Genomic DNA, 7,621 nt, shown 5'->3' with positions numbered 1-7,621 from the left:
CGCAGAGTGCAGTCTGCGGGGCTTTTCCTTGCAACCGGAACGACGATTATTTCGCCTGACGCGGATCGTAATTCAGGTTCGGCGCCAACCAGCGCTCTGCCTCTGCCAGGGTCATGCCCTTGCGCTCGGCATAGCTTTCCACCTGATCGCGCTCAATCTTGCCAAGGCCGAAATATTTGGCATCCGGATTGGCGAAATAAAAACCGCTGACCGATGCGGTCGGCGTCATGGCATAGCTTTCGGTCAGTGACACACCAACATTCTTTTCCGCATCAAGCAGATCCCAAAGAATGCCCTTTTCGGTGTGTTCCGGGCATGCGGGATAGCCCGGCGCCGGACGAATACCGCGATAGTTTTCAGCAATCAGATCATCATTGCCAAGCGCCTCATCCGGGGCATAGCCCCAAAGTTCCTTACGGACCTTTTCATGCATACGCTCGGAAAAGGCCTCGGCAAAGCGGTCACCAAGGGCCTTGACCAGAATGGCGTTGTAATCGTCATGCTCGGCTTCAAGCTTGCTGGCGATTTCTTCGACTTCCGGCCCGGCCGTCACAACAAAGGCACCGATATAGTCGGTCTTGCCGCTGTCTTTTGGCGCGATGTAATCGGCCAATGCCCGGTTCGGGCGCTTGTTGTTTTCCCGATACATCTGCTGACGCAGGGTATGGAGCATCACCGGTTCATTGTGATCCGGGGCCGGGGTAACTTCGATGTCATCACCGACCGAGTTGGCCGGCCACAGACCAACCACCGCCTTTGGCTTGAACCATTTTTCGGCAATGATTTTCTTGAGCATTTCCTGCGCGTCTTCATACAGTCCGCGCGCGGTTTCGCCGACCTTCTCGTCCTTGAGGATATCGGGGAAACGGCCATGCAGTTCCCAGGTTTCAAAGAACGGTTTCCAGTCAAAGCGTTCCAGAAGCTCTTCAAGGTCGAACTCCTCAAACAGGGTAATCCCCGGCTTGAGCGGCACGGGTGCCTCAAAGTTATCCCAATCAAGCTGCGCCTTGTTGGCCCGCGCATCAACAATCGAGAAACGCTTTTTCTGAAGCTGCTGTGCGGCATGCTTTTCAGCCATCGCCACATATTCATTGCGAATTTCCGTCGCAAAGCGTTCGCGATGTGTCTCGGACAGAAGCTGGCTTGCAACACCGACCGCACGCGATGCGTCGATCACGTAAACCACCGATGATTTCAGATAGTTCGGCGCAATCTTGACCGCGGTATGGACCTTTGATGTTGTCGCGCCGCCAATCAGAAGCGGGATATCAAGTCCTTCGCGTTCCATCTCGGCCGCGACATAGGTCATTTCCTCAAGCGACGGCGTAATCAGGCCCGAAAGGCCGATCATGTCGACATTTTCGGCCTTGGCGGTTTCGATGATTTTCTGGGTCGGCACCATCACGCCAAGGTCAATGACCTCGAAGTTGTTACATTGCAGAACCACGCCCACGATGTTCTTGCCGATGTCATGCACATCGCCCTTAACGGTCGCGAGCAGGATTCTGCCATTGGTTTCGTGTTTACCGTCTTTTTCCTCTTCAATGAAGGGGATCAGATAGGCGACGGCCTTTTTCATCACACGGGCGGATTTCACCACCTGGGGCAGGAACATCTTGCCGGCACCAAACAGGTCACCAACGATGTTCATGCCATCCATCAGCGGCCCTTCAATCACATGAAGTGGCTTGTCGGCCTGTTGACGGGCTTCTTCGGTATCTTCTTCGACATATTCGGCAATACCGTTGATCAACGCATGTGCCAGACGTTCATTGACCGGCTTTTTGCGCCATTCAAGGTCGGCCTTTTTCTCGGGCCCGCCCGTGCCTTTGTATTTCTCGGCCACTTCCAGCAACCGGTCGGTCGCATCCGAACGGCGGTTGAGGATGACGTCTTCAACGCGTTCGCGCAGTTCTTCGGGAATTTCCTCGTAAACAACCAGCTGACCGGCATTGACGATGCCCATATCCAGTCCCGCCTTGATGGCGTGATACAGGAACACCGAATGCATCGCTTCACGCACCGGGTTGTTGCCACGGAACGAGAAGGACACGTTTGAAACACCGCCGGAAATCTTGGCATAGGGCAGATGTTTCTTGATCAGACGGCACGCCTCGATGAAATCGACCGCGTAATTGTCGTGTTCTTCGATACCGGTTGCGACGGCAAAGATGTTTGGGTCGAAAATGATGTCTTCCGGCGGGAAGCCGACTTTCTCGACCAGCACGTCATAGCTGCGTTTGCAGATTTCAAACTTGCGATCAACCGTATCGGCCTGACCTTTTTCATCAAAGGCCATGACGACAACTGCCGCGCCATAGCGGCGCAGCATCTTGGCTTGCGCAACAAAGGGCTCTTCGCCTTCTTTCAGACTGATCGAGTTAACGATGCCCTTGCCCTGCAGGCATTTGAGGCCCGCTTCAATCACGTTCCATTTGGAACTGTCGACCATGATGGGCACACGCGCGATGTCGGGTTCCGCCGCGATCAGGTTGATGAACTTGACCATCGCCGTTTCGGCATCAAGCATGGCATCATCCATGTTGATGTCGATGATCTGCGCGCCGTTTTCGACCTGCTGGCGGGCGACTTCAAGCGCTGAATCGTAATCTTCCTCGACAATCAGCTTCTTGAATTTGATCGATCCGGCAACGTTGGTTCGTTCACCAATATTGATAAATCTGGAAATGTCGGTCATGGGTCTTTTCGATCTCTTTTCAGCAATCAATATCGGGGTTACGCGGCATCAAACGGCTCAAGGCCGGAAAGACGCATACGCGGCTCAAACGTCGGCACGGTGCGCGGCTTGTCATCGGCAACGGCATCGGCAATCGCCTTGATGTGTGGTGGCGTCGTACCACAGCAGCCGCCCAGGAGATTAATCATCCCTTCGTCAGCCCACTCCTTGACCAGGGCTGCCATTTCGGAATCTGACTGATCATACTCGCCAAATTCGTTCGGCAGACCGGCATTCGGGTAAACCGACACGCGGCATTCGGCAATGCGCGAAAGTTCCTGCACATAGGGACGCAGCTGTGCCGCACCCAGCGCGCAGTTGAGCCCGATCGAGAACGGCTTGGTGTGACGGACGGAGTTATAAAATGCCTCGGTCGTCTGGCCCGACAGGGTACGCCCCGATGCATCCGTGATGGTGCCCGAAATCATCACAGGCACATCTTCACCACGTTCCTCGACAACTTCATCAATGGCAAACAAGGCTGCCTTGGCATTGAGCGTATCGAAGATGGTTTCAACAAGAAGCGTGTCCGCCCCACCATCAAGCAAACCGTTGGCTGCTTCCTTGTACGCCTCTTTAAGCTGATCAAAGGTAATCGCACGGAAGCCCGGATTGTTCACATCCGGTGAAATCGAAGCGGTACGGTTGGTCGGGCCGATGGCACCGTTGACAAAGCGAACATCGCCCGGATGGGATGCTTCCCATTCATCACAGGCCGCACGGGCGATCTTGGCACTTTCGTAATTGATCTCGTAGGCGAGATCTTCCATGCCGTAATCGGCCTGGGCAATCGTGGTCGCGCTAAAGGTGTTGGTCCCGTTCAGGTCAGCACCGGCTGCGATATATTGCAGATGGATGTCCTTGATGATGTCGGGCTGGGTCAGGGACAGAAGATCGTTGTTGCCCTTCACATCCTGTTTCCAGCCGGCAAAGCGTTCACCGCGATAATCTTCCTCGGTCAGCTTGTGCTTCTGGATCATCGTGCCCATTGCGCCATCAAGGATCAGTATCTTTTCCTCGGCCTTTTTGCGCAGCAGGGCAATGCGTTCCTTGCGATCATTCATCATTTTCATCCAGTCAATTTGTCACGCGTCACGGTCAAAGCAAAAGGGGCGATCAGGCTGCAGCCAGTTCAGGCCCGCGAATGCCCAGCGCATGACAGATGGCATAGGTCAGTTCGGCACGGTTAAGCGTATAGAAATGGAAGTCGGTCACACCTTCGCTGATCAGACCTTCTACCTGTGAAATCGCCTCATGGAATGCAACCATTCGGCGTGTATCGGGGTCTTCATCAAGACCTTCGAACCGCCAATGCAAACGCTGCGGTACAGAAGCACCACACATGCCCGCAAAATTCAAGAGCGAGGCAAAGTTGGTGACCGGCAAGATGCCCGGAACAATCGGCGCATCAATCCCCGCAGCCACGCATTTGTCCCGGAAGCGAAGGTAGGTTTCATTATCAAAGAAGAACTGGGTGATCGCCCGGTTTGCACCGGCATCGATCTTGCGTTTGAGATACTCGATCTCGAAATCTGCACTCGGCGCATCCGGGTGGGTTTCGGGATAAGCCGAAACCGAGATATCGAAATCAGCAATTTCCTTAAGCCCCGCGACCAGATCAACCGCATAGGCATACCCACCCGGGGTCGGCTCATACTTGTCACCGGCATCAGGCAAATCACCGCGCAACGCAACGATCGAACGGATCCCCTCATCCCAATAGCTGCGTGCGATCTGATCAATCTCTTCCTTGGTGTGGCCGACACAGGTCAGGTGGGCCGCTGCCGGAATGCCGGTTTCCTTTTGGATCCGGGTTACGCTGCCATGAGTGCGGCCACGCGTGGTACCGCCTGCCCCATAGGTCACAGAGACAAAAGACGGATTGAGCGGCGCAAGCCGACGGATTGACCGCCACATGGTTTCTTCCATCTTCTCGGTTTTCGGCGGGAAGAATTCGAATGAAACCTTGAGGTTTTTGCGTACTGCCTTGATTTCCTGAACCGTCATCATATCAATATTTAAATCCTGTCTTCGCTTTCCCTGTGGGCTTTTTACTGCTCTGGCCCCTTGGGTCGGGTCTTATCGTCTTGCTGTTTCAAAAAGCTGCGCGCTATTCCGCTGCCTTTTCAGAACTGTTTTCTGGTTTATCTGCCGCCTGATCCCTTGCCGGGAGCGCTGACCAGATCCGCACCGTCAGTGGCTTTCCGGGCAGGCTGATCACATTGTCGGGCTCAAGCTTGTTGATGCGGAACCACGCATTGATCGATCCGTCATCAAAGCCAAGTCGACGATGCGCATGTTCCTCACGCAATTCCTCATGCTCGTGCTGGGCGAAATCGACGATCACGAGCTTGCCGCCCGGCGCCAGAAGCCTTGCGGCTTCGGCAAGGGCGGCCTCGGGCTTCTCTGCGAAATGCAAAACCTGATGCAGGGTCACCACATCGAACATGCCGCCCGGATAAGGCAGCTGATACATATCTGCCTGGCGAACGAGGCAATTAGACAAGTCCGCACGTTGCAGGCGCGCACGCGCCACCGCCAACATTTCGCGGGACATGTCAACACCAACGCCCTCTTCAGCATTGCGCCCAAGCAGCTCAAGAATACGTCCTGTACCGGTACCGACATCAAGAATGCGACCGCCCGTCAAATCACCCACGGCGTCTAGCAACGCCTTTTCCACCACGGCTTCATCAATATGCAGGGACCTGATCCGATCCCAGTCTTCGGCATTCGCGCGGAAATATTCAGTGGCGATTTTCTCACGCTCGGCCTTCACCTGGTCAAGGCGCGCACGGTCAAGCGATAGCGTTTCGTCATCTTCGGGCAAAAGATCGAGAACAGGCTGAACAAGGTCCGCCCCCGGACCGGAATGCGGTGTACGATAGAAAACCCAGGTGCCTTCGCGAAAACGCACCAGCAAGCCTGCTTCACACAACAGCTTAAGATGTCGCGATACACGTGGCTGGCTTTGGCCAATGATCTGGGTGATCTCACTGACGGTCAGCTCACACTCGGCACAGATCGCCAGCAAACGAAGCCGCGTTGCTTCGGCAGCTGCGCGCAATCTTGCCAGAACCTGTTCCATCTCAATGCCCTCCACGTCGACGAGAAAGATATAAAGATATGTTTATATTTGTTCAAGGACTATTTTCGCCGTGAAACATGTTGCCCAAATGCCACACACATAAAGTGCTTGATCGCGATCAACTTTTTGTATGCTGGTGTTTAAATTCACCCTATGCTAACCAGATGGATATCTGAGGCGTGTGCGTTACATGGTCGCCCTTGCGAGCAGGGAGTTGATCGGTAACGTTTTTTGGTGTCCCGCACCAAAAACGTTTTGGGTCAGGGGAAGTCTGTGTATCGAACATCGGTTGGCTAAAAATAATGAAGTTTCGAACTTTGCTTTCGCTTTGTGCCGCAGGATCGCTGTCTTTGCTGACCGCGTGCGCATCGACAGAACCCGCTCAGGACACGAGTGATTACGACCCGCTTGAACCGGTGAACCGTGTTGTTCACGGCGTCAATGGCGCAGTCGATTTCATGGTCCTGTATCCCGCTGCAATGTGGTACCGCGACATTGCCCCGGAACCCGTCAAAACATCCGTCAAAAGTTTCGTGCGCAACATCAACGAACCGTTGAACTCTTTCAACGCGTTGCTGCAAGGTGATCCGGATCAGGCTGCTGCCTCGTTCCAGCGTTTCATCATGAACTCGACGATTGGCCTTCTTGGCTTCAACGATGTTGCAACTGACTTTGGCATTCCGTATCGCCGTGAAGATTTCGGTCAGACCCTTGCCCATTATGGCATTGGCGGCGGACCTTACATCGTGCTGCCGCTGATTGGCCCGTCCAACCTGCGTGACACGACCGGTATTGCCGTTGATTACGTTGCCAACCCGCTGACCTGGGGCGCTGAAAACAGCGACACCGCAGAAGCCCTTTACTGGGGTTCTCTCGGGCTCACCGCCCTGCATACGCGTTATGCGACGATCAATCAGCTGAACGAACTGCAGAAATCGTCGATCGATTATTATGCAGCGCTTCGTAGCCTGTATCGTCAGCAGCGCAACGCGCTGATCCGTAATGGTGCCCCGGCACCGACAACAGCTGTTGAAGACGAAAGTGCCTCTTTTGACTTCGACGAGGCTGTTGACGCGGCAAGCGAATAAGAGCCCGTCATGGCAATTATAAAGATCGCCATACCAACTGCTGCGATGATCGCCATCGCGGCAGCTTCGGCGACTCCTTCTCTGGCAAACAGCCCGTCTTCCAATGTCGTTGCCGAAGTCGCTGTTGAAACCAGTGCCGCAGACGTCATTCAGACCATGGCGGATCAGGCCATCAACGAGCTGACAGACCAATCACTCGCAGATGAGGTCCGTCGTAAGAAGTTCGTCTCCCTGATGGACCGCTACTTTGCGATGGATGTCGTCTCGCGCTTTGTGCTTGGCCGTTACTGGCGCTCGATCTCCAAAGAGGAAATCGAAGAGTTCTCGGTTCTGCTGCAGAACTATCTGGCGCTGAACTACGCCAACCAGTTCAAGGAATTCAGCGGCGAACAATTCGTTGTCGGCGATGAAACCCAAAAGAACAAGGACACCTTTGTTGACTCGCAGTTTGTCCGTCCTGACGGACCGCCAGTCAACATCGTCTGGCGGATGCGGGTGTTTGATGACAGCTACAAGATCATTGATGTTTCCATCGAAGGTCTGAGCATGGGAATCACCCAGCGCGATGAGTTCACATCGGTCATTCAGCAGAACAATGACGATGTCAGCGCCCTGACCGCAGCATTGAAGGCAAAGACCGGCCTTTAAGAAAAGACCGTCTTCACCACCAGATACAAAAGCCACCATCCTCGCGACGGTGGCTTTTTT

Annotated in this window: 6 protein-coding genes; 2 read left to right on the top strand and 4 right to left on the bottom strand. The window is 54.4% G+C overall.

Annotation, left to right across the window (positions count from 1 at the left end; genetic code table 11):
- Positions 1 to 46 precede the first annotated feature (46 nt).
- The 4 genes from metH to ACXAF0_RS17910 form a co-directional block, all read right to left on the bottom strand.
- Complete coding sequence (gene metH, locus ACXAF0_RS17925) at positions 47 to 2,698, bottom strand: methionine synthase (RefSeq protein WP_475347191.1); 2,652 nt, start codon at positions 2,696 to 2,698, stop codon at positions 47 to 49.
- Positions 2,699 to 2,736: 38 nt separating this feature from the next.
- Entirely contained in the window at positions 2,737 to 3,804 is a 1,068-nt protein-coding gene (locus ACXAF0_RS17920; protein ID WP_475347190.1) for a homocysteine S-methyltransferase family protein, read from the bottom strand.
- 49 nt (positions 3,805 to 3,853) lie between these two features.
- Positions 3,854 to 4,747 (bottom strand): methylenetetrahydrofolate reductase, encoded by an 894-nt coding sequence (gene metF / locus ACXAF0_RS17915; RefSeq protein ID WP_475347189.1) that lies wholly within the window; start codon positions 4,745 to 4,747, stop codon positions 3,854 to 3,856.
- A gap of 100 nt (positions 4,748 to 4,847) precedes the next feature.
- Positions 4,848 to 5,825, bottom strand: a complete 978-nt coding sequence (locus ACXAF0_RS17910; RefSeq protein WP_475347188.1) for an ArsR/SmtB family transcription factor — start codon at positions 5,823 to 5,825, stop codon at positions 4,848 to 4,850.
- Between the two features lie 302 nt (positions 5,826 to 6,127).
- Between ACXAF0_RS17910 and ACXAF0_RS17905 the strand changes: the two genes are divergently transcribed.
- Together ACXAF0_RS17905 and ACXAF0_RS17900 are read left to right on the top strand one after the other, a co-directional pair.
- Entirely contained in the window at positions 6,128 to 6,913 is a 786-nt protein-coding gene (locus tag ACXAF0_RS17905; RefSeq protein ID WP_475347187.1) for an MlaA family lipoprotein, read from the top strand.
- Positions 6,914 to 6,922: 9 nt separating this feature from the next.
- Entirely contained in the window at positions 6,923 to 7,561 is a 639-nt protein-coding gene (locus ACXAF0_RS17900; RefSeq protein WP_475347186.1) for an MlaC/ttg2D family ABC transporter substrate-binding protein, read from the top strand.
- Positions 7,562 to 7,621 lie beyond the last annotated feature (60 nt).

This window comes from Thalassospira sp. ABD4_177 (assembly GCF_056160125.1).
This window is presented reverse-complemented; position numbering and strand designations above follow the sequence as displayed.

Coding starts and splice junctions, on each gene's coding strand:
- ACXAF0_RS17910 (WP_475347188.1), bottom strand. CDS start 5,825: ATGGAACAGGTTCTGGCAAGATTGCGCGCAGCTGCCGAAGCAACGCGG.
- ACXAF0_RS17920 (WP_475347190.1), bottom strand. CDS start 3,804: ATGATGAATGATCGCAAGGAACGCATTGCCCTGCTGCGCAAAAAGGCC.
- metF (WP_475347189.1), bottom strand. CDS start 4,747: ATGATGACGGTTCAGGAAATCAAGGCAGTACGCAAAAACCTCAAGGTT.
- ACXAF0_RS17900 (WP_475347186.1), top strand. CDS start 6,923: ATGGCAATTATAAAGATCGCCATACCAACTGCTGCGATGATCGCCATC.
- ACXAF0_RS17905 (WP_475347187.1), top strand. CDS start 6,128: ATGAAGTTTCGAACTTTGCTTTCGCTTTGTGCCGCAGGATCGCTGTCT.
- metH (WP_475347191.1), bottom strand. CDS start 2,698: ATGACCGACATTTCCAGATTTATCAATATTGGTGAACGAACCAACGTT.